Here is a 21,480-nt window from a genome sequence, read left to right as displayed (position 1 = left end):
GTTTGGTGTGAACAAACCTCATAGGTTTAGCCCCTTTGTCATCCTAGAGCAAAGCGAAGGATCTAAATAATAACCTCATAGGTTTTAAAAACCTATGAGGTTGAATTGATGCTATGCTAAATTTCTACCCGCGTTTACAATTCCAAAAACAGTACGAACGGCCAATTTTTCTAAAGCCTTTTGTTCAGTTTCTGGATGTTGACTTTGCAATTTATCCAACGCAAAATGCTGAATTAATACCAAAGGTAAAATAATACGCTCGCGTGTAGCAATCGATTTTTTATCAACTGGATAGTTTACCATTAGTGATTCTTGTCCCGATAATTTAAACAGCATCTTTTTCGCTAACTCAAACTCATCGTGTAACTGGGTCCAGAACTTACCAAATACTTTATCGTTTGCTAAATGGGCAGTAATGGTAAAATCAGATTTACTCATGCTCATCATGCAATTATCTACAATGGTCCTCAAATAATCTGAATCTTGATAAACTTTAACCACTTTATCCCAATTACCTGCTTTTTCTTGGTTTTGTAAGGCTGTTCCCATCCCATAAAAACCCGGAACATTTTGTTTTAACATACTCCAGGCAGTTACAAAACTAATTGCACGTAAATCTTCCAATTTCATCTCGCCTCCACCATTTCGTTTAACCGGACGACTACTAATATTCGCTTGCGAAAGCAATTTTAATGGTGATAATTTTTCAAGATAGCTAACGAACAATGGATGCTCACGTAAATCAACATAGGCTTTATAACTGTCTTCTGCCATTGCATCAAGCAAGACTTTATTTTCAGGATCTAACAAAATATTGTGCTTTTCTTTAAGTCCCGAAGTTAAACCCGCATTAATCAATTGCTCAATATTAAACTCGGCACTTTCCACTGAACCGTATTGCGAACTAATGGTTTGTCCTTGAACGGTAAGTTGCATGTTCTTATTGGCAATTTCTTTACCCATTGAGGCATAGAAGCGGTGTGTTTTACCTCCTCCACGTGCAGGAGGGCCACCTCTACCGTCAAAAAAGGCTAATTGAATATTGTGTTTTTCAGATATAGCCGTTAACGAGGTTTTACCGTTAAAAATTGACCAGTTGGCCATTAAATAACCGCCATCTTTTGTACTATCTGAGTAGCCCAACATGATGTGTTGCATATTGCCTCTTTTTGCCAAATGCGCTTTATAAAATGGATTGCTATACAAGGTATCCATAATTTTAGCGGCGCCTTTTAAATCGTTTACCGTTTCAAATAAAGGCACAAAATCTATGGTGAGGGAATCTTTGCTCCATCCGTTCCACAGAAACAGCTCTATGAGTTGCAAAATATCGCTTGCTTGCTGGCAGTTGCTAATAATGAATCGATGACAAGCCTTTTCGCCATTCCTTTTTTGAATGCCTTTAATTTCTTTAATTACCTGAATCGTATCTTTTGTTAAAGCATCTGCTTCAGAAGAATACGAAATGGTCGCTTCTTTAAACGATATGATCTTTAATTTTTCTTCCTCTGGTAATGAATCATAGTCTGCAGGGAATAACGATGAAATAGGTTTATTGCTTCTGCAATATTTGTGCACATTTCTTAAAACACGGCTATCTTGGCGAATATCCAATGAGGCAAAATAATTTCCGTATAAATCTATTTTGCGGATTAGGTCATTTACCAAATCCACAAACAAACCATCATGCTCTGTTAAAAGCGTTTCTTTGATTTTGTTCAAATTATCGCGCAGCTCGTCTGAAATATCCTGTAAAGTGCAGGTTTGATCAAAGGCATTTTTATACAATACATCTTGCAAGGTAGCGAGATTTTCTTCAACACCTCTAAACGTAATACGGCGCTTAATCACCCTAAAATCACGGTAATAGCAGCGGAATAAAATTTGGCGCAACATTTTTGACACCTCTAGTGTGGTATCGGCATTGATATTAGGGTTGCCATCTCTATCACCACCCGGCCAGAAACCTAATTCTAAAATCTTCTTGGTTTCTAGGTTATATTCATCGAGGTTTTGGTCAATCTCCGCTTGAATATTGGCCGCAGCAAAATAAAATGTATTTTCTAAAAACCAGGCAAGGTTTAATGCTTCATCTACCGGAGTTGGTGATTTCTTATTAAAAAAAGGTGTTTTTCCAAGCTGATGAAGCAAGGAATTCATGGTAATAATATCGTTATCACGGATTGCTTTTGTTAAATCAGTAATGATTGCGAGAACACTTCCCGGATAAAATTGGGTAGGGTGTGCCGTTAAAACCAATCGAAGCGAAAGCTCATCAATTAGTTTTTCGATTTTTTGCAACATGGGTTTATTTCCAGCGTTCTTATTCAAAACAGCCGATAAACGACTTTGCTCATCTGTTGTATTCAACTTAGTAAAAGAAGCATCCTCAACGGCATCAAAAAGTACAACCTGTCTTTCAATGTATTGAATAAAGCGGAACAACAAATCAATAACATCTGTTTGATTGGTATAGTTGGTATATTTTGCAAAAAAAGCTTCTATAATTTCTACCGGCTTTTCATTTTTCTTTATTCCTTCTTCGCAACTTTTAAAAAATAAGGGCAAGAGTGTGCCGGTATCTTTTATCTTGTAAAAAGGAAGGGTTAAAAACAAGCTGTTAAAAAGCTCGAATTTTGAAATAACCTCATCATTAAAAATTGATTCTCGTTGAGTTGTTAAACGAAGTTTAGGCATGGTTAAGCAATAGTTTTGTGTAGCGTAATACTACAAAAAATGCTTAAGGTATTAAAATTATAAACCCTACAATTTGGTTTTTTATAGAATAAATTTTAATTTTAGAATCTTATTTGGCTTCTACGCAAGCAAATAAGAATAAATGCAGTGTTTAAGGGCATTGCATTGATTGTTAATTTTTTGGGTTAAAACAGCCGGTGTCTTAAAACACACCGGCTGTTTTTATTTTTTGGCCTTTTTTTAAAACAAAAGGCTCTGTTTTTAGTGTGCGTCCGTTGGAATGTTCACATTCTTTTTGAACTTTTGCAAATACAGTAATGGGATTGAGAAAAGCATGATTAATCCAGCTACCCAGTATGCATCGTCGTATGTTAACAACATGGTTTGGCGCATAACGATTCCTTCCATTGCTTTAAATGCCATCATTTTCGCTTCCAAATAGGTTTGTCCTTTGGCCATAAAGCCTTTAATCATCATATTTAGACGCTCCACAAATAGCGGATTACTTTCGTTCACGTTGTTTAATAATACGCTTCTATGAAAGCCTTGGCGAACGTGAATTAAAGTTGTTAAGGCGGCAATACCAAATGATCCGCCCAACTGGCGACTCATATTGTTCAATCCTGAACCTTGACCAATTTCAGGACCTTTTAAGTCTGCAATAGCCAATGTGGTTAAAGGAACAAACAATAAGGCCATACCTACCCCACGAATAACCAATGGCAAGAAGAAATCACCTGTACCAGATTGTAAGGTTGAATTACTGAGCATCCAACAAAACACAAAGAACAAGAACATTCCAATGGTGGCCATAAATTGAGCCGGAATTCCTTTTTTAAGCATGATACCAATAAAAGGCATCATAACGATGGTACATAATCCGCCAGGAAATAACAATTCTCCTGTTTGTAATGCCGAAAAGCCCAACAAGTTCTGACAAAATACCGGGAACACAAACACCGAACCGTACAACCCGAAACCCAAAATAAAGGAAGTAAACATTCCCACAGAAAAACTTCTGTGGCGCATAATTTTAAAGTTTACAATTGGATGATCGGTGGTCATTTCTCTCCAAACGAATAATAAAAATCCGAAAACAGAAGCCACGGTTAAAGCAACGATGTACGGTGTTGCGAACCAATCTTCACTCTCCCCTTTTTCCAGTACCGTTTGTAAACTACCCACAGCAACAGCCAGTAAAATAATTCCCCACCAGTCTACTGGCAAACCTTTGCCTTCTTTTGGTGTGACCCGCACAAACGTGTACGTACAATAGGCGGCGAGTATTCCTACCGGGATGTTTACATAGAAAATCCAAGGCCATGAACTAATATCTAAGATATAGCCCCCAATAGTGGGACCTACCGTTGGGCCCACTACGGCTCCTAAACCAAACAAAGCTGTGGCGATACCAACATCTTCGCGTGGCCAGGTTTCAATTAAAATTGCTTGAGCCGTTGAAATTAATCCGCCTCCGGCAAGCCCTTGTATAATTCTAAATAAAATAAGCTCGTTTAACGATGTAGCGTTTCCGCATAAAAACGAAACAAGCGTAAAAACAATAATCGACGTTAGAAAATAATTTTTCCTGCCAAATCGGTTTCCCAACCAGCCGGACATTGGCAACACGATAACGTTCGCTACCGCATAACCAGTAGAAAGCCAGGCAACATCCTCGAGGGTTGCGCCCAAATTTCCCTGAATTTGTGGTATTGCAACGTTTACGATGGTGGTATCAATCAACTCCAATAACGAAGCGGTGATCACCGTAAAAGTTATAATCCACTTTTTTAAACCTACTTCGGCCATGTGAATTTTAATTAGTAGAAACGGATGCTTTTACGCTCATCCCTGGGCGTAACTTAGCTAGTAATTCTTTTGATGGATGAATTTTAATTTTTACGGGAATACGTTGCACAACTTTAACAAAGTTACCAGTTGCATTATCTGGAGGCAATAACGATCCTTTTGCGCCTGTGATAGGCGAAAAGTTATATACTTCTCCTTCAATTTTCTCATTCGGATACGCATCCACTTCAATTTCAACTTTAGAACCAGTTTTTATTTTTTCCAACTGTGTTTCTTTAAAGTTTGCCGTAACATATATGCTACCATCGTTTACTATTGAAAACAAGGTTTGACCTGCTTGAACCAATTGTCCTTTTTGAACATTCTTTTTAGAAACAATACCTGTTGTAGGTGCTTTTATTTCTGTATACGATAATTGAAGTTTCGCAAAATCTACATCGCTTTGGCGCTGACTAATTACCGTATTGTTTACCGCTAATTGTGACGAGCTAGTACCTACTTGTTTAACCGCAGCAGTGTATTGATCCTGAGCTGCTTGATAAGCTGCTTCTGCAGATTCTTTTGTTGCCTTCGCTTGATCAAATGCTTGTTGTGTGATAGAACCGTCTTTAACTAAGTTTGCATAACGCGCGTAATCTTTTTGCGCTAAATTTAATTTTACACGTGCCGCTTCTACATTTGATTTTGCTGTGCTGGTATTTGCCTGCGTAGCTATAATTTGTGCTTCAGTAACACCTACACCTGCGCTTGCCCCTTTTTGACCAGAAAGTGCTTGTTCTAAACGAACTTTAAAATCTTGATCATCTAGTTTAACCAAAATCGATCCTTCTGTTACGTGTGTATTTTCTTCGAAATTAATTTGTTGAACATATCCACCAACACGCGCAACAACTGGACTAATGTCGCCATCAATTTGGGCATCATCTGTATCCACGTGTTTGCTGTAATAATTCCATTCAGTGATACCAAAAATGGCTCCAATTACTACTAATACACCTAAAATTATGGGTATTACTATGCTCTTTTTTTTCTTTTCCGTTGTCATTGTTTTATTTTATTGCGTTATTTTTCCTGTTGATTTTAATAATGTATAGTATGCTAAACCTGCGTCGGCTTTGGCAATTTCTAGCTTAATCATTGCTTGATAAAGCAATGTTTCTGCATCTATTCTATCTGTAACCGAGGCTACATTGTTTTTATATTTTGATGCCAATAATTTATCGTTTTCGGTTGCTTGATCAATCGAGATCTCCAACACTTTTATTTTGTTAACCGCTAATTGATAATTTTGATAATTTTTATTGATATCGGTTTTTACCTGATCCGAAACAATGTCTTTTTGAAGCGTAATGGCTTTTTGCTCAATCTTCGCATGGCTTACCTTGTTCTTATTGGTCCAAAAACTACCAAAGTTCCAGTTAATAGAGGCCGCAAATGAAATAGGTACTAAATATTGATTTGCACCCGGGATAAATCCACCGCTTGTATTTAAATAATAAACGTCTGCCCCCACACCAACAGTCGGTAATTTATTAGAATTCAATGTTTTAATATTGTAATCCGCTATTTTATTCTGTACATCCAATTGCTTTAGTTCTTGACGATTGGTCATAGCCATATTTAAGTAATCGCCTAACGCAGCTGGGGGTGTAAGGCCAGCATTTGGATCAGAAATTTTAATTTCCGTATCGTCTGGAAGACCCAATAAAATATCCATGTTGTAGTTAATTATCTTACGGGTATTTTCTAAATCCATTTGTGATAGGGTTACATTGGCCTGTTGCAACTGAAAGCGCAATACATCATTTTTTGTTACAATTCCTTGCTCGAAAAAACGCTGTGCTTGTTTAATTTGAGCTGCAATTGACTCCAAATTTTGGTCGATTACCTTCTTGCTTTGCATTATTTTATATAACGAATAGTAGGTGTCTATAACCGCGTAACTTATTTCTTCTTTGTTTTTATCGGCATCTAAGCGGGCTACATCTGCTAATAATTTTGTGCTTTCTTTCGCATACTTTAATTGACTTCCTCCGTATACCAGTTCTTTTACGCTCACGGTTCCGATAAAAGCATCAGCCCTTTTAGGTAAAGAAATGGGATCGCCTTGGCCAATACTGAATGTGTTGGTAGGGATTTCAATGTGGTTATAGATATAGCCTGCACTTGCTGTTGGCAAAGCATTATCTTTAACAACCTCTAATTGGGCAACCGCCTGATCAATTTTGTTTTGTGAGAGCTTTAAATTTTTACTGTTGGCAACGCCTAGCGCTATTGCTTCCTTAATATCGAGCTGCTTTACACCTTGTGCGAACAATGTGCCGGGCAACAACGAGTATAGAATTACTATTCTAATTGATTTGGGTATCATTTTTTAATTGTTAAATAAACGGTTGTTAAGTCCTTTAAATGAGCAATTACACGCTCTTTGATTATTTTTTTATCTTTCGGGTTATGAATATCGAGTGTAGAACACGCAGAAATTTTATTTGGAGAGATGACAACATTGGTAATGGTACCCATAATGGTTGCAATTATCATCCTTACATCCACTTTATTAAAAACTCCCTCGTCAATGCCCTCGGTAATAATGCTTTCTATAAGCTGCATATTTTGAGCCATGGCATCTTTAATCTTATCATAAATTTCAGGGCGTTGTGTGAGCGAAAGCTCGCGATACATCATTTTATGAAAAGCGGCGTTTGATAAAATTCGCGTTGCATATCCTTCTATTACTTTATGCAACTTCTCTAATTGAGAAATTTTATCCTCGTTTATAATGCGCAACTGAGCTTTGAAACTGGCAATTCGCTCAGTCATTACTTCAACAAAAACACCTTCTTTCGATCCGAAATAATAATTAATCATCGCCATATTTGCACCCGATTCTCGAGCAATCTGACGGGTTGATGTTCCTTCGTATCCTGTTTCGCAGAATAGCTTTTCAGAAGCATCAAGTATGGCTTGCCTTTTATCTATCTTTTCTGTTTTCATATAACGGCACAAAATTAATCAAACGATTGATTAATTTGCAAGAACCCCCACTGCTGTTTTACAATATGCTGACAAAGACATCGGCATTCCAGGAGAATATCTTGTGGAAATTCGTGCATTACTTGAATCAAAGAGCTTATTGAAACACTATCCATCACCAAAAAAGAAGATTTTGGTGTGCTTTTAGAGATTTATTAAAAGAATGAATATCAATGACAAATTAAAATTTAAAATAAATATTACCTTTGTCATAAATTAATAAAACAATGAGTGTACAACAAAACGACAGCAATAACTTTAACTGGCTTTATTACGCATTAGGTTTCGTGTTTGGTATTTTAACCGGCGCAATTATTACTCAAAACTATATCTACGCTATATTAGGCGGATTTATCGGTTTATTTTTTGCAAGCATCTTTTTAAATGTTCTTGTAAAAAACAGAGAATATTAATCTTTTCTGTTAAAACACCTCGAAATTATCTTTTATAACATTCACATTAAGTAAATGAAAAACATCTTATTCATTGCTTTAGCTTTGTTATGCTACAGTGTTAAAGCCCAGGAAAACCTTCCCACTGCGGTTAAATTACCCGCAGCAGACTCTAGTCCGGCTGACATCGTTTATTATCCAATAAATGCAGCTAAGGCAAAAGGCAATGAGGCTACTGGTCCAATTATAAAAGTGGTGTATTCTCGTCCACAAAAAAAGGGTCGTGAGATTTTCGGTGTTTTAGAACAATATGGTAATGTATGGAGATTTGGTGCGAATGAAAGTACTGAAATTCGTTTTTATAAAAATGTAACCGTTGGTAACAAAAAGGTAAAAGCAGGTATTTACAGCTTATTCGCTATTCCTGATAAAGATAAGTGGACTATCATCATTAATAAGCAAACGGATAAATGGGGTGCTTTTTCATATGATCAGTCAAAAGATGTTGTACGCTTAGATGTACCCATTACGATTCTTTCAAAGCAAGTTGAATATTTTACGGTAACGTTTACTCCCGCCAAAGATGGAGCAAATTTAATAGCTGCTTGGGATAAAACTCAGGTCAGTTTACCAATATCATTTTAACATAAAAGGCCTCGAATTTGCATTCGAGGCCTTTTATGTTAAACGCTTACCCGTTTAAACAACTCTTTTCTCTCCTGCTGTTTCCATTAAAAACAGTTTATAAACCTTTGCTATTTTCCATTCTCCGTCTTTATTTCTTTCTATTATGACGAAATTTTGCTGAGTAGCATTCGTTTGTTCGTAATTAATATCAACACAGGCTACAACAAGGGCGTTGGTTTCAGAAATAATTTTGGCGCTAATAGCACAATCCGCTTGCTTTACTCCTGCGTCTGTTTTCATTTGTTTCAGCACGCTTTCGGCTGAATGTTTAATAACTCTAACATCCCGGTTGGATACAAACTCTACATCATCGCTCAATACTTCGCGTAACTTCTTATGGTCGCTATTTATGTAACTATCCATAAATACATTGATGACCGTTTGGTGGCTCGCAGTTGGTTTTTCAGCCGCGATAACGGTGGTTGTGATTGTTATACCTAGTAATAGAATCACTAAAGCTTTTACATTCATAATTTGATTTTTTCTTTAAATTTCTGAATAATAAAAAAAGAAAAATATACAATTAACACCTTTATTTACAGCTAGATACAAAAAAATAACCCATCTCTTTATTGGAAATGGGCTTCAAATTATATATGGTTTTCATAGGGGTATTCGGCTTTAAATAAAAGCAAATTTCAATCCTGAAAATTTGCTTTTATAATTAATCAACCCAGAACAACCTCTATAAAGTTTGTTCTAGATAAAGTAAAATTAGTCTATTATTTTTTTCAAAAATGTGCTAAAATCACTTAGGTTTAGTTTAAATGCATTTTCTTATATTTTAGTGGGGTCGTGTTGAATGTGCTTTTAAACAATCGGATAAAAGAACTAGGGCAACCGAATCCAACCATCATTACAACCTCGTTCAATGAGTAAGAGGTCGTTTTTAATAATTCCTTTGCTCTATTTAAACGAACCTGCATTAAATACTGATAAGGACTAATATCATACGCCTCTTTAAATGTTCTTAACAAATGATTTACCGATAAACAAGCATGTTCTGCGATATCTTCCAGCGTTATATTTTGATTAAAGAAACTGCTTATAAACTCTTTCGCCACGATTAATCTGCGTAGCACATCTTCGCGTGTTTTACTCTTGATAAAGCTTAACTTATCTATTTTTTGTATGTATTCGCTATCGTGTATTTTAAGGTAATTGATGAGGGCTTGTTTCATCCCTTCATTGATAACAATTTCATCCTCTGAACCACTCTCCAATGCGCGTTTTAAATGTTTTACCGTTAAGAGCATGTCACTCGAGATTGGATACAAAGATTCGTTAAAGCTATCCTCTAAATGGCTGGTATCGATTCCACCACTCATTTGATGTTGCAGTACAAAACTATCAATGAATCGTTGTTCAAATGAAATGGAAAAAGTATCTACAGGTTCAAGCGAATTAATACTGCTTTTTACTTTTGAGCCTGCTTTAATCAGCACAAAGCTATCTGGATAAATCCTCATTTTACGGTTATTTAACTCGCAATCTTCGGCGCCGCGAAAAACGAATTTTATGGTATATGCTGCATGCTGCTCCGCACGATTAGCCTCGCAAGTGGATTCACTTACCATTCTATTTCGATTGCTCAATTCTTTTACGTATCGCATAACAGCTATATTTGGATTCAATTTGCGCCATGTAAAATTAAAATGAATTGTGTTCGGAAGAACCACCCCAAAAGGGGGATTTTTCATTTAGTTCTCAGGCTATATGAATTTATTTACCTTGGCCATTTTGATGGCATCGGCCTTCGAATTTACATCTAATTTGATATAAATATTTTTAACGTGGGTGCGTACAGTTTCTTGATCGATAAACAAATCGCCAGCTATTTGCGATTTCGTTTGCCCCAAAGCCATTTTCTCTAATATTTCCGTCTCACGCTTGGTTAGTGGCGAGTTTAAGTTTTTTTGAAAAGAGTGCATCACAATACGCGCAACATTGGTGCTCATTGCGCCACCGCCAGTTCGTACTTCTTGAACGGCATCGATAATTTTAGCACTCGAAGAGTCTTTGGTTAAATAACCTGCAGCGCCCATGGTTAAGGCCTCAAAAACGACATCCGGTGAATCAAAAACAGTTAAAATAATTACATAAGCATTTGGCAAAGCTCTCTTTATGAAGGGTAGCGCCTGTAAACCACTGGTTCCGGGCATTTGAATATCCAACAAAATAACATCGGGTTGGAGCGTTTCCATATCTTTTTTTGCTAAATCATACGAAGCGAAAGACCGAACGGTTGAAGACTCAATTCCTTCTGAAAGGATATTCTCATAACCCATTCTGATGATGTCATCATCTTCTATAATAACTATTTTTAATGTTTCCATGACGGTTTTATAGATGACGAGATTTGCTATTCGTTACAAAAATTTTTGCACCAATGATGCTAGTGGTACCTTTTTCTGGGCTTGAAGAAATGGTAAAAGTAGATTTTATTCGCTTACAGCGTGTTTGGATGTTATTTAATCCTCGCCCTAAAGGAACTTTATCAACCTCAAATCCTTTTCCATTATCAGTTGTTAAAATAGTGATGCAATGCTGATCATCTCTTAAAACCATTATAAATACTTCGGTTGCTTGGGCATGTTTTAAAACATTGTTCAACGTTTCTTTAAATATTAATGTCAGGTTCCGATTAAACTCCATCGGAAGCTTTATTTTTTGATATTCTTCTACAATCCCTTCCATTTTAAACTGTACACCCGTATTTTGAAAAAGATCGATTCCAAAGTTTTTAATATGTTGCAAAATCTCCCATAAATTATCGCTTTTTGGATCAAGAGCCCATAAAATATCCTTTGTACTATTGTATAATAAGCCCGCGTTTTCACGAATTAATCGTGTTAGCTCCTTTTGTTCCGAATCGCCTACTTCAAGTTTTTTATCTAAAATTTCCGATAGAATGTTAATCCGTGTAAGCTTGTTTCCAATGTCATCATGAAAATCCTCTGCCGTTTGCTTCCGGATTTTTTCTTGCTCAACTCTTTTCATGGTTTCCATTTCATCCTTCTTCCTTTCTCTATTTCGAAAGAAAAGATAAAACACTAGCCATATCAACAAGAGGCTCGTTATCGATAGCAATACCTTAAACAAAAGGGTTTCATAATAAGGGGGTGCTATAACAAAACTGAAACGTTTGGTGTCGGAGGTTAACCCATTGACAACTGCATACACTTCAAAAGTATAACTACCCGGTTGCAAGGCAGAGTATTCTACCTGCGTATTGGACTGCTCTTTACTAAAATTACTATCAACACCGATTAAACGATATCGGTATCGCACCCCTTTTTGGTTAACTAAACAAATCGACTTAAAACTAATAGCCAAGTGATTTTGATCTGCTTTGAACGTATGCAGATCCTTGTTCACAGCACTATCATCTAAGATGTAATCCTTATTTTTATCGTTCCTGTTATAAAAAACAATTGATTTTATGTTTAAAAGTGGGTTTGGTGTTTTGCCATTGTTAATTCCAATATTGCACCGAATTAATCCATCTATACTTCCTACCAATATATTGCGTTTGAAGTTTAAAATAGCACCTTGATTACACTCTACAATAAGAGGGTTATCATTAAAAACCTGGAATTTTTTACTCTTTTCATCGAAAATGAGCTTGTTTATTCCACGTCCTGTACCTACCCATAAATGGCCTTCTTCATCGAATACTGCGCTATAAACATCGTTCGAGTTTAATCCATTAGCAACTGCGTAATGCTGAACTTTTTTGGTTTCCTTATCCCAGCTTACGAGACCGTCGCCAAGGGTACAAAACAGCAATTGATTCTTATACTTTACAATGGATAAAATATACGACTCCTCGAGTTCTTTAATTCTAAAGGAGGGATCTAAGCTTTTGTCTCGCACTAAAACCACTCCGCTTGATGTGCCCACAAAAACGCTGTCTGTAGCTTTTTCGAAAAGACAGGAAATCATGGCGTCAAATCCATGAATCTCTTTAATCTGGCTGCTGGAGTTAATGCATAGAAGTTCCTTTTCGCCACTCAGCCATAATTCACCTTTTGCCCCTAGAAGTATGCTATTAAAGTCGTGCCGCTCCGATTTTAATACTTGTTTGAATTTTTTGCCTTGCAAACACCATATTCCTGACTTTTGTGCCGACACCCAAATATTTTTGCCCCAATCGGTGTAGACAAAATAAATATAGCGATTGGTTAATTGTGGCGTGGTAACAGGCTCAACCGTTTTTCCATCGTATTTTAATAGACCCTTGTTAAAAGTGCCTATCCACAAATTATCTTCTTCATCAGCACCAATTCCACTCACCGCATACGGAAGAGATTTGCCGTTAAACTTATTATAAAGGGTAAAAGTATCGCCATCATATCGAAAAAACCCTTGACTAAAGCACGAAACCCAAATATTATTTTCAGCATCGCACAAAATTTTATCTACCCGATTATCGCCTAAACCGTTGCTTGCATCGAACTTGAAAAGTTCTCCTGATTTCTTTTCCAAATATGCGCCTCTTTCTGTTCCAATCCAAAGACCCTCTTTATAATCTTGTTCGAAATCACAGTAGTAATCAATTTGCTTCTGCTTAAACCGTATCGAAAATTGATTGTTGTTTAAGGCAAACAATCCTGCATTATTACTTAAAAGCAATAATTGATCAGGAGCATACTTATCAAACTTTATTTTAAAGAAAAATAGCTTTTTCAAAGCTTCTGGAAAAACTATTTTACGCTTCCAGGTATTCTTTTGGAAGGTGTATATACCATCGCCATAAACCGAAACAAATAGTAAACCTTCTTTACTCAACGTTATTGCTGAAATTAATTTTGTGTCAAAAGGAATGAATATCTGTTTCCCCTTTGCTATTTTGAATAATTTATTGCTTGCAATTCCCCAAATGACTCCGGCCTTATCCTTCTGAAAACAATACACATTTTTGCTTTTAGAAATTGTGCTTACTTTTCCTTTATGAATTTTGTTTAACCCGGCTTCGTTTCCAACATAAAACGCGCCATTGTCTCCTTCCACAATATCCATTATGGAGTTTGAACATAGGCCATCGACTTTGCTATACGAAACAAAATCTTGTCCATCAAACGTACTTACCCCGCCAAAAGTACCCAACCAAAGAGCTCTATCTTTTGCCTGATAAATTACGCTTACTTGCGACTGAGGCAAGCCTTCTTTTAAATTGTAATTGGTAAAATTATAATTCTGAGCGTGTACACCTATCCCGCAAAAAAAAGATAGTATGCTACAAATTATGAGCTTCTTGATGAAACAGTTTAGGGGCATAGTAATACAAAATACGGATATTTTACATCATTTTAATCCCCCTTGTGGGGGGATATTTTTAGACATTCCCCATAAAAGGGTCGGTATGCGTGTTTTCTCCAGTTTCAATTTTTCCAGCATAGCGATGATGAAAAATCTCGTCGTTTAAAATTCGAATACTGAAATCGTACCAATTGCCACTGCTGGCAACGTTGAGTGTCAAACTTTGTTTACTCTTCCCTTTTAAAACAATCTTTTCTTCGGGCTTTTTATATGCATTGTCTGTAACGATTAGAGAAAGCTCCTCTGTTCCAAAATTTTCGAATGTGAACACCAATGATTCATTGATTTTCTTTACCAAAAGACCGCCTATACCCGCTGCGACTTTTATCTTTAAATTTTGATGTTTTTTTGTACCTGTAAAACTTCTAAAAAATCCATTCGGCCCGTTAACAGCAAGCCGGTATTCATCCTTCTCAAAATGTTTTAATTCAATTCTATCCGTCAAGATATCGCCTGCTCGAACACCGTATGCCCAATTTTTTCCACTTTGTCCCTTATAATTATTTGCGGCATACATGGTAAAGGGTGCGCCTACACTTTCCATTTTACTCCCAAATAGTTTTGCCGATTCAAAGCTAATTTCTAAAAGAGAATCTTTTACAAAGGCGTCTACATTCAAATTGTACGGCAATGCGCAACTCGGCTTAACCCCTGGTTCTTGATGAGGCATTAAGGGGCTATTCTGTGTAGAAAATGATTGAAGCGCATTTACTTTTCTTATGTCATCGGCACTCAAGGCTGTTGGCCCACTCTGGGCGGGTTTATTTCTCGCATTACCAATGCTAGTTATAATCGCTTCTCTATTTTCCGCTTTTGCACGTGGTATTTCATCGCCTTTATAGGGTCTAAAAATGGAGGTTAAATCACCACACATTTCTCTTCTCCAATCGCTAATGGCAGTAGTTTTAATGGTCTTTCCGGTTTTATGTTTCAACCATTTTTCCAAAAACATTAAGGAAGAAGTATGATCAAAAACCTGTGAATTAACGTAACCACCCTTGCTCCAAGGCGAGGCAACAATTAAAGGAACGCGGTAACCTAAACCAATCGGACTTCCCTTTTGCGGTTCAAAATCAGGAGAAAAATTAATTCCACGTGAAACATTTCCGCTTTCCGGATCGGCCGGATTGGGCACGATAAAGGGAGGTTGATGATCGAAATATCCGTCATTTTCATCGTAGGTTAAAACAAAAATTGTTTTCTTCCAAACATCAGGGTTTTGCGTTAAAATATCCAATGCTTCCGAAACATACCAAGTACCATAAAGAGGTGAACTCGTATGATCAGAAAATTTTTGTGGAGCAACCAGCCACGATACTGCTGGGAGTTTGCCTTCGTTCACATCCTTCCTGAACTGATGAAAAACATCGCCTTTTGGTATATTGATGGTTTCTTCTACACCTTTATCGTTGGTGAATGTAAAAGGGGCTAACGCCAAATAATCTGCTTCAGCCTCATTGGTGGTAAACGCTTTATCAATGAGATTTTTTTCGCGTTGAGAAAGACGATTATATTGCTCTTGAACCTGAGCAGCCGTAAGCTGTGGATTTGCCGTTTTATCACCATTCTTGCGAAAATAACTTGCCAGTTTCACCTGATGGCGTTTCACATATTCTATTGGGTTATCGCCATAATTTCCTAACCAATCATCTACTCCTTTTCCGGGCAAATCGGCTGTCCATATTTCATTTTGATAAATTCGCCAGTCTATTCCATTATCTTCAAGCAATTCTTGAAAGGTGGGCCAATCTACATACGTTTTGTTACGAGACTCCGCTTGGCCATTGCTTACGACCGCTGTTTTATTTTGGTTCTTATCGCCTCTAACTGTCCCCGTAAAAAAGAAAAGTCTATTGGGTGTTGTACCTGTTAGCGAAGAACAAAAATGTTGATCACAAATGGTAAAAGCATCGGCTAAGGCATAATAAAAAGGAATATCCTGACGATTGTAATAAGCCATCGTCATGGGTGTTTTTACCGGAACCCATTTATCAAACTTACCATTGTTCCGTGCGGCCACTTGGTCGTTCCAAGAATGTGGTAAACCGCCTTGCCAGGTAATTTTAGTTTTATTGATATCGACATGAAAAGGAGCAAATGTTTTACCATCTTTGCTCTTTTGTAGCCAAACTTTATTTCCATCGGGCTGTATGTGCGGATGAGGATCATTAAAGCCCCTAACCCCTTTCATGGTGCCAAACATGTGGTCAAACGACCTATTTTCTTGCATCAGAAAAACAACGTGTTCCGCATCGTAAAAAGTAGTTCCGGGATCTGGGCTAATAGCCATTGCTTTTAATACCGAAGCTGGCAAAACACTCGTTGCTCCTGCCACGCTTGCAAACATGGCAGATTTTTTCAAAAACTCTCTTCTTGTTGCCATTAATAAGGATATTTAAAACCCTAAAGATACTTACTTTCCTTAGATTTTTTAAATTAGACTAACGCCTGGTTTTTAATTCTTCAAACAACAGCTCTGGTTCATTAGTCGTAATAAAATCGACTTTTTTATCCAAAAGCCACTTCATATCTTTAGTCGTATTAACTGTCCAAGCGTTAATAGATAATCCTAATTTCTGCGCATTCTCGATCCAATTTTCATTTTTTTGATAAACGCTTAAGTTATAATCTACCCCAGTTAATTTATCCAATTTCATTTGCTCTGCGCTTTGGTCGCCATTCAAATAAGCTACTTTGGCTTTTGGTAGTACCGCTAAAATTCGTTTACAATAATCGTAATCGAAGCTGATATACTCTACCCAGTCTAATGCTTTTAGTTTTTTTACCATTTCAACGCATTTATCAGTTAAACTTAACCCGCGCTCCTTGCTAATTTTAGAAGGTTTTATTTCCAAAATCAATTTGGTTGAGCGTTGCTTTTTTCCTTCTAGAAGATAGTTTTCTAAGGTTGGTATTTTTTCGCCATTGCTCATCGTTTTCTCAAGTAACTCGGCATAGGTTGCTTTTTCAATAGTTAAGCCCTGAAACTCTGGATCGTGATTTACGACAGGAACATTATCGGCGGTAAGCCACACATCAAACTCCGAGCCATAGCATCCTAATCTTACAGCTTCGTTTAAGGAGGCTAACGAATTTTGCGGAAAGTTATTTTTTTTCCAGGCTCCGCGGTGTGCAATAACCTGATTTTTATTCCAATTAAATTTTTGCGCAAATGCAGATGAAAATAAAAATACCATAAAGGTAAATGTAAGTACTTGTTTCATTTTAAAGGCTACTAATAAAAAATCTAAAAGTAAATTTTTATTAGTAGCCCTTCTTTAACTTAATGTAACTATTATATTAAATACATCACTAAGCTTTCTATTTGGTTAAAACTTCGGTTTTATTTTGTCCGTTTGAAATGAACTCAATTTTAATTGCCGTACCGGGTGTAGCAGTTGTTATTGCGTTCATTTTCTTTGGATTGGTTAAAAGAGTTTTGGTTGCAATTCCATTTATACTATTTACAGGAGTGCCTACTTTTAATGTATCGCCCGTGCGCATTGCACTATTAACTTTAAGAATTCCGGAGCCATCAAAGCCAAAAATATACCCCGCGATGTAAAAATCGTGCGGAAACTTAAAGGATGCATTGGGTACAAAATGTATTTCTTGGTTTTGCAAATTAACGGTAAAGTTGTATCGCGAAATGGTCCGAATACCGATGGATCCATCAAAGCCTGGATTCCAAGTTTCGCTTTGTCCGCCTCCTGCCATTAGGGTAATCGGGAAATTAGTTAATGGTGGCACATTTGAAAAAGAAAAGGAAACTGCTGTACCGGCAAAGGTGGGTGTAGACATGCCCATACTGGTGGTCGAACCATTGTATTCGGATTTAAAGCCGCTGACCAATAGTTTATTTTTCTTCACAAAGGGGCGAAAGCAAATTAAGTTATATCCAGCCCCCGTATCGAACACAAAATTGCCAGTATGTGTTTGGCCTGCTGTTACCGTTACATCGCCCGGAATGATAAAAATACCCGATCCGCTTTTTATGGGTACCGAGATTCCTTTATCTTCGTAGGTGTATTGACCAAAATCATACAAGGAAAGCTCTTTTTTGTCATAATCAACTTTAGTAATGTATTTTTTGGTTATATTATTTCCAATAATTCCATCGGCATCTCGATGCATTTCTGGAAAAATTGCGATGCTTTGATTTTTTACAGCAAACGTGTCTAACATTATCGTATTTCCTTCAGACACCGTTATTTTAACATTCCCTCCTACCACTGTTGCATTTTGCTCGCGCGAGCTTTTTAAACCAATTTCACTTGCAAGCGCTGTATTGATGGCCATACCGTCTGCGCCAGTATCAAAAAGCATCCGCAAAGGTTTAGGGTAATTATTAATTTTTAGAGACAAAATAATGGAGCCATTTTGAACTTCAAAAGGAATTTTAGCCCGCAATTTTGATGGTTTATATCTATTCATCCCGTACAATTGATCAAAAATATCCAGATATAAAATTTGATATTTTTCGTTGGTGATAATAGAACTTTGTGCCCCTTGTTTTCCTTTATTAAAAGGTGTTATCGTTATTTTATTCCCCTGATTTAATTTGCTTTCTCCGCTGTATTGAACTGAATCGCAAGGATATTGTTGAACAATCCCTTTCAACAAATTAAGAGCTGTATTTTCGGTGTATGCTGCTACTGAAAAATCGGGGCTTAATTGCTTTTCTAATCCATCAACCGATTTAGTTGCCCAGGTTTGATTTAATTGACGAATTAAATCCTTTGCTCCTTGTTGTGCTCTCGCCAAGTTAAATGCGCCTAAAATCAAGGCGGCAAGTATAATTTTTGATTTCATTTTTTATTTATTCTAAAAACAGGCATTTGGCTTAAAAGCCATAAAACGTTTCTAACTCTTTATCAATATCATCTGCCAAGCCTGATGTTACTCGATGCACAATTTTACCCACTGTATTGAGCAATATCTTGGTAGGGAAGGCTGTAATTCCGTATGCTTTTACCAAATCTTGCCTTTCAATGTCCTCTTGATTTAAAACATTCACCCAATCCATTTGATCATCTGAAATAGCTTTTAACCAGGCTTTTTTCGACTCAGCCAATGTATTCCCGCGTTCTTGAGAAATACTAATAATCTCAAACCCTTTCCCTTTATATTTATCGTGAAGTTTCTTTAAATGTGGATTTCCTGCCCTACAGGGGCCACACCAACTACCCCAAAAATCAAGTAAAACCATTTTTCCTTTAAAATCAGATAAATGAATAGAATTGCCGTTTGTGTCAAAACGCTGAAAATCAATCGCCTGTGTTCCTGCGCTGGTGAATTCTATTTTCTTGACGTAGGATTTTATAGGAGTTGCGAAAGGATTGCTTTTATACCGATCACTTAAGCCATTCCAAGCACGAATATAATTATCAGAAGAATAAGCATGCTCCATCTTCGCCAATAAAAGAAGCGAAGCAAAAGCCTCGGGGTTGGCCTTTATAAATTCCTTTTGTATTTCAACCACTTTTTTCCTCGATTGAAGCATTTCCTCTTTTAATCGCTTTCCCTCCAACGTAGCTTGTTTGCTTTCATAAGCTGGGTTAAAGAATATATCCATCTTTTTATTATACAGCTTGTCTTCTTCTACTACCGATTGCTGATAACGGTTCAAAATAGTATTCTCTTCATCTCCTTTAACCTGAGCATATTCAATTTCTTTAGAATTACCTTTTATTTGAATGTTTTTATTATAAATAAGCAAGGTTAAAGGAGACTTTGGAGGAGCGGATGTAACTTTATTAGCCTTTGATTCCCTTTGCAAATCTGTGTAACTATTAAAACGTGCAACACATGGATTGTTCTGCAGAGGAATAGCGAATGAAAATTGATCGTCTTTGGCATTGGCTTTATAGCTTCGCGAAATACCCGAGTTATCTAAGAACGCAACCCATACCGACTTATTCCCTAAACCTTTTAAAGTGCCACTAATTTGAATCGTACTTTCTTGCCCATAGGTTTTGGGATAAAAAACCGCAATTATTGTAGCTACGAATAGCCATTTGATTATTTTCATAGTTATTTGATAAAAAAGTTGCTGCCTTTTTTGTTTAAGCAGCAACTTTAAGAGCGCTAATTGAGAGTGTTAGTGTTGCGCGTTAATTGAGAATTGACTATTTAAAATTATTTTGCCAATGTTTTTTCTAGAAGATCTTTTAAAGCTGCATTAGATGGGCGGGGAGAATCGATAGTTACAATTTTACCTTGTTTATCGAACACTAAAAAGCGTGGAATGGTGTTGATTTTATAAAATTTTGAAAAATCGTTATCGGGGCCACCGGCAAAAAGCTGTAAACCTCCCAAATTTTCGTCTTTGATCATTTTTTTCCACTTCTCTTTATCTTTTACCGCATCGGTTGAAATGCTTACAATTTGAACATCCTTTCCTTTCATTTCTTCTTCCAATTTTTTCAAATATGGAATTTCAGCTCTACACGGACCACACCAAGTTGCCCAAGTATCAATCAAAACTACTTTCCCTTTTAAACTAGCCATGCTTACCTTTTTCCCTTCTATATCTTCAAAATTGAAGTTATAAGAATCGGTACCCGGTTTATAGGTTAAAAGCGGTTTGGCAATCCCAACGTTTCTCGATTTTTGACTTTCCGTTAGCACGTATTTACCGTATTTCTGCATCAACTCATCATAGTCGGTAATGGTCCTATAAATAGCCGCATTATCCAACACAATATCCCCTTTTAGTGTATCATTCGGAACATAAGAGGTGGTTAAATCCACTCCGGCAACGCCTCTGAGGTATTTCTTACCATCCTGACGAATGTTTACATTTATTAAGCCGCTTAAAGCCCTTAACCCATATGGATAGGTATATACCAAGCGCGTTGTTTTTGCAATGTTTTCAGCTCTTAAAGTACTGTAGAAATTACTATACTCTTCAACAGATGGGTGTGCCGTACGAGGAGTATTTAAAAAGTTAGTTGCATAATTGATCAAATCCATTTGCATATAATCTGCCATAGCCTTATCAAACTTCGCATTGCCTGTTGCTTTTCCTTTTAAAAAGCTTTTACTTTTCGCTACAATTTCTTCTTGTATTGGGAAATAATCAACAAATGTGCTATGATTTTTCATAAAGTTGATCGCCTTCTGCTCCAATGGATTTGTTAAATCGTGCCATTGCGTTAACACGATATTCTCTTTCGAGTTCTCTTTACCTGTTAAAACATAACTTGAATCTAAAATGCTTAAGGATAATTTTTCGCCTCCTTTAAAATAGAACTTATAATTATCGGTAGGTGACAGTTCGTTGCCCATACCAACCACATATAATCCTTCGTATTCCGGATAAAATAAAAACCCAAATTTTCCCTTTTGTGTGGGTTGATTTGTGGCTATTTGAACCGATTTACCATCCTCCACTTTAAAGAGCTTTACTTCTCTTTTCGCATTTTGAACAGCCCCTTTTATCTCAACGGGTAATTGAGCAAAACTACTTAGCGTAGCAGCCGTTAATAAAACGGCTGCACTTAATTTTTTAAATTTCATTGTTATTTTATTTGTGTGC

General features: G+C 36.7%; 16 protein-coding genes. 2 read left to right on the top strand and 14 right to left on the bottom strand.

Going from position 1 to position 21,480, the window contains the following annotated elements:
* Nucleotides 1-111 precede the first annotated feature (111 nt).
* The 5 genes from ACJVDK_RS13805 to ACJVDK_RS13785 form a co-directional block, all read right to left on the bottom strand.
* Nucleotides 112-2,697 (bottom strand): phosphoenolpyruvate carboxylase, encoded by a 2,586-nt coding sequence (locus ACJVDK_RS13805; RefSeq protein ID WP_443937254.1) that lies wholly within the window; start codon nucleotides 2,695-2,697, stop codon nucleotides 112-114.
* Between the two features lie 261 nt (nucleotides 2,698-2,958).
* Nucleotides 2,959-4,506 (bottom strand): DHA2 family efflux MFS transporter permease subunit, encoded by a 1,548-nt coding sequence (locus tag ACJVDK_RS13800; RefSeq protein ID WP_443937253.1) that lies wholly within the window; start codon nucleotides 4,504-4,506, stop codon nucleotides 2,959-2,961.
* Nucleotides 4,507-4,513: 7 nt separating this feature from the next.
* On the bottom strand, nucleotides 4,514-5,551 hold the full coding sequence (locus ACJVDK_RS13795) for an HlyD family secretion protein (protein WP_443937252.1): 1,038 nt from the start codon (nucleotides 5,549-5,551) through the stop codon (nucleotides 4,514-4,516).
* Between the two features lie 9 nt (nucleotides 5,552-5,560).
* Nucleotides 5,561-6,877 (bottom strand): TolC family protein, encoded by a 1,317-nt coding sequence (locus tag ACJVDK_RS13790; protein WP_443937251.1) that lies wholly within the window; start codon nucleotides 6,875-6,877, stop codon nucleotides 5,561-5,563.
* Nucleotides 6,874-7,500 carry a TetR/AcrR family transcriptional regulator gene (locus tag ACJVDK_RS13785; RefSeq protein ID WP_443937250.1) on the bottom strand — a complete coding sequence of 209 codons (627 nt, stop codon included), beginning with the start codon at nucleotides 7,498-7,500 and terminating at the stop codon, nucleotides 6,874-6,876. Before ACJVDK_RS13785 ends, ACJVDK_RS13790 begins: the two co-directional genes overlap by 4 nt.
* Before the next feature lie 266 nt (nucleotides 7,501-7,766).
* On the opposite strand from ACJVDK_RS13785, the gene ACJVDK_RS13780 reads away from it, so the two are divergent.
* A complete protein-coding gene (locus ACJVDK_RS13780) occupies nucleotides 7,767-7,952 on the top strand; it encodes a hypothetical protein (RefSeq protein ID WP_443937249.1) in 186 nt (61 codons plus the stop codon).
* Nucleotides 7,953-8,006: 54 nt separating this feature from the next.
* A complete protein-coding gene (locus ACJVDK_RS13775; protein ID WP_443937248.1) occupies nucleotides 8,007-8,576 on the top strand; it encodes a DUF2911 domain-containing protein in 570 nt (189 codons plus the stop codon).
* Nucleotides 8,577-8,630: 54 nt separating this feature from the next.
* Here the strand turns inward: ACJVDK_RS13775 and ACJVDK_RS13770 are convergent, their stop codons facing one another.
* The 9 genes from ACJVDK_RS13770 to ACJVDK_RS13730 all read right to left on the bottom strand — a co-directional run bounded on the left by ACJVDK_RS13770 (nucleotide 8,631) and on the right by ACJVDK_RS13730 (nucleotide 21,461).
* Nucleotides 8,631-9,089, bottom strand: coding sequence for a hypothetical protein (locus ACJVDK_RS13770; protein ID WP_443937247.1), 459 nt, complete (start codon nucleotides 9,087-9,089; stop codon nucleotides 8,631-8,633).
* Between the two features lie 287 nt (nucleotides 9,090-9,376).
* A complete protein-coding gene (locus ACJVDK_RS13765; RefSeq protein ID WP_443937246.1) occupies nucleotides 9,377-10,231 on the bottom strand; it encodes a helix-turn-helix transcriptional regulator in 855 nt (284 codons plus the stop codon).
* Nucleotides 10,232-10,330: 99 nt separating this feature from the next.
* Nucleotides 10,331-10,954, bottom strand: coding sequence for a response regulator (locus ACJVDK_RS13760; RefSeq protein WP_443937245.1), 624 nt, complete (start codon nucleotides 10,952-10,954; stop codon nucleotides 10,331-10,333).
* Between the two features lie 7 nt (nucleotides 10,955-10,961).
* Complete coding sequence (locus ACJVDK_RS13755; RefSeq protein WP_443937244.1) at nucleotides 10,962-13,781, bottom strand: ligand-binding sensor domain-containing protein; 2,820 nt, start codon at nucleotides 13,779-13,781, stop codon at nucleotides 10,962-10,964.
* Between the two features lie 175 nt (nucleotides 13,782-13,956).
* Complete coding sequence (locus tag ACJVDK_RS13750) at nucleotides 13,957-16,323, bottom strand: phosphocholine-specific phospholipase C (RefSeq protein ID WP_443937243.1); 2,367 nt, start codon at nucleotides 16,321-16,323, stop codon at nucleotides 13,957-13,959.
* A gap of 58 nt (nucleotides 16,324-16,381) precedes the next feature.
* Nucleotides 16,382-17,164, bottom strand: a complete 783-nt coding sequence (locus ACJVDK_RS13745; RefSeq protein WP_443937242.1) for a glycerophosphodiester phosphodiesterase — start codon at nucleotides 17,162-17,164, stop codon at nucleotides 16,382-16,384.
* A gap of 97 nt (nucleotides 17,165-17,261) precedes the next feature.
* Nucleotides 17,262-18,752, bottom strand: a complete 1,491-nt coding sequence (locus tag ACJVDK_RS13740; protein WP_443937241.1) for a retropepsin-like aspartic protease — start codon at nucleotides 18,750-18,752, stop codon at nucleotides 17,262-17,264.
* Between the two features lie 31 nt (nucleotides 18,753-18,783).
* Nucleotides 18,784-19,971 carry a TlpA family protein disulfide reductase gene (locus ACJVDK_RS13735; RefSeq protein WP_443937240.1) on the bottom strand — a complete coding sequence of 396 codons (1,188 nt, stop codon included), beginning with the start codon at nucleotides 19,969-19,971 and terminating at the stop codon, nucleotides 18,784-18,786.
* 107 nt (nucleotides 19,972-20,078) lie between these two features.
* Nucleotides 20,079-21,461 carry a TlpA family protein disulfide reductase gene (locus ACJVDK_RS13730; protein ID WP_443937239.1) on the bottom strand — a complete coding sequence of 461 codons (1,383 nt, stop codon included), beginning with the start codon at nucleotides 21,459-21,461 and terminating at the stop codon, nucleotides 20,079-20,081.
* Nucleotides 21,462-21,480 lie beyond the last annotated feature (19 nt).

It is taken from the genome of Pedobacter paludisoli (genome assembly GCF_052344095.1).
In the GTDB taxonomy this organism is placed as follows: Bacteria; Bacteroidota; Bacteroidia; order Sphingobacteriales; family Sphingobacteriaceae; genus Pedobacter.
Note: the sequence above shows the minus strand (reverse complement) of the source record. Positions and strands in the feature narration are given on the sequence as shown.

Excerpts from the sequence above, each read along its gene's own strand:
- ACJVDK_RS13805 (WP_443937254.1), bottom strand. The coding sequence starts at position 2,697 with ATGCCTAAACTTCGTTTAACAACTCAACGAGAATCAATTTTTAATGAT.
- ACJVDK_RS13800 (WP_443937253.1), bottom strand. The coding sequence starts at position 4,506 with ATGGCCGAAGTAGGTTTAAAAAAGTGGATTATAACTTTTACGGTGATC.
- ACJVDK_RS13795 (WP_443937252.1), bottom strand. The coding sequence starts at position 5,551 with ATGACAACGGAAAAGAAAAAAAAGAGCATAGTAATACCCATAATTTTA.
- ACJVDK_RS13790 (WP_443937251.1), bottom strand. The coding sequence starts at position 6,877 with ATGATACCCAAATCAATTAGAATAGTAATTCTATACTCGTTGTTGCCC.
- ACJVDK_RS13785 (WP_443937250.1), bottom strand. The coding sequence starts at position 7,500 with ATGAAAACAGAAAAGATAGATAAAAGGCAAGCCATACTTGATGCTTCT.
- ACJVDK_RS13780 (WP_443937249.1), top strand. The coding sequence starts at position 7,767 with ATGAGTGTACAACAAAACGACAGCAATAACTTTAACTGGCTTTATTAC.
- ACJVDK_RS13775 (WP_443937248.1), top strand. The coding sequence starts at position 8,007 with ATGAAAAACATCTTATTCATTGCTTTAGCTTTGTTATGCTACAGTGTT.
- ACJVDK_RS13770 (WP_443937247.1), bottom strand. The coding sequence starts at position 9,089 with ATGAATGTAAAAGCTTTAGTGATTCTATTACTAGGTATAACAATCACA.
- ACJVDK_RS13765 (WP_443937246.1), bottom strand. The coding sequence starts at position 10,231 with ATGCGATACGTAAAAGAATTGAGCAATCGAAATAGAATGGTAAGTGAA.
- ACJVDK_RS13760 (WP_443937245.1), bottom strand. The coding sequence starts at position 10,954 with ATGGAAACATTAAAAATAGTTATTATAGAAGATGATGACATCATCAGA.
- ACJVDK_RS13750 (WP_443937243.1), bottom strand. The coding sequence starts at position 16,323 with ATGGCAACAAGAAGAGAGTTTTTGAAAAAATCTGCCATGTTTGCAAGC.
- ACJVDK_RS13745 (WP_443937242.1), bottom strand. The coding sequence starts at position 17,164 with ATGAAACAAGTACTTACATTTACCTTTATGGTATTTTTATTTTCATCT.
- ACJVDK_RS13740 (WP_443937241.1), bottom strand. The coding sequence starts at position 18,752 with ATGAAATCAAAAATTATACTTGCCGCCTTGATTTTAGGCGCATTTAAC.
- ACJVDK_RS13735 (WP_443937240.1), bottom strand. The coding sequence starts at position 19,971 with ATGAAAATAATCAAATGGCTATTCGTAGCTACAATAATTGCGGTTTTT.
- ACJVDK_RS13730 (WP_443937239.1), bottom strand. The coding sequence starts at position 21,461 with ATGAAATTTAAAAAATTAAGTGCAGCCGTTTTATTAACGGCTGCTACG.